Annotated in this window: 1 protein-coding gene; it reads right to left on the minus strand. The window is 54.1% G+C overall.

Annotated elements, in window-relative coordinates:
- Positions 1–12 precede the first annotated feature (12 nt).
- A partial coding sequence (locus Q0460_RS10585) for a hypothetical protein (RefSeq protein WP_299086725.1) occupies positions 13–1,041 on the minus strand: 1,029 nt, incomplete at its 5' end.

The following is a 1,041-nucleotide window of genomic DNA, read 5'->3' on the forward strand; positions in this document are numbered from 1 at the left end:
TACCGCGAAATTTTACCACCGATAAATTTTATCCTCGTAAGCGATCAGTCTGAATTCCTCTTTGTGGTTGCCGTTGCCGATCGTGTGGCTGTCTTGGCCCGCGCCTAGGCGTAGTTTATGCAGCCTGCCGCCGTAAGTGCCCACAAAAAGCACGCTGCCGTCCTCGCTTAGCGCCATAGACTTTATCGTACCGCCCAGATAATGACGCCAAATTTTACGCCCGTCCTTGCCGACTGCCTTGATGTAGCCGTATGCGTCGCCGAGAATGTAAAAGTCCTGCGTCGCTACGCCCGCATATACCCTCATCGCATCGTCGATCAGCGTGAAATTTTTCTCACCCTCTTCGTCGTACGAATAAGCCTCGACCTTTAGCCCTCGCTTTAGAGCCGCCCTATCCACGCCGATCGTAACGCCGTTGTAGAAGTGGCAGGAGTTCGTGATGAGCTGCGTATCGTCCGCGCTAAAGAGGCAAAAGTGCGGATACGAGCTCTGCGCGCCGATGCAGCCCAGCCGCTCGCCCTCGCTATCCATCAGGACGTGCTCATCGGTATCTTGCTCGCCCGCGACGATTAGCTCGTTGTCATTTGAGAGCGTCGCGTTTGCCATATCTATCTCGAGTTCGTCGTCGTCATCGCCCTCATCCTCGTAGATCGGATGGATAAGCTTCGAACCGCTTTGCGAGATCAAAAAAATTCCGTCATGGGCGGCCAAAAGCACCTTGCTGCCATCGTTAAAGGGTAAAATTTCAGCCTCGTCGTAGATGATCTCCAGCTCGTGGCTAAATCTCGCCACCAGCTCGCCGCTGCTCTTGCCGTCGTAGCCCCTGATCAGCCACACCTCGTCTTGATTTAGCAGGGCGTAAATTTCGTTTCGCTTGGACTTGCCCACGGCGATGACGCCCTTTGCCACTTCGCTCACGCGGTCGCCCTCCAGTAGATACAGCGTCTTGCCGTCGTCGTTTGAGGCGATAAAAAGGACGTTCTCGCCGCCAAGAGGGCAAATTTGATCTACATTGCCTAGCTTGTCTGCTATTTTATCCTT

It is taken from the genome of uncultured Campylobacter sp. (assembly GCF_937980635.1).
Classification (GTDB): Bacteria; Campylobacterota; Campylobacteria; order Campylobacterales; family Campylobacteraceae; genus Campylobacter_B.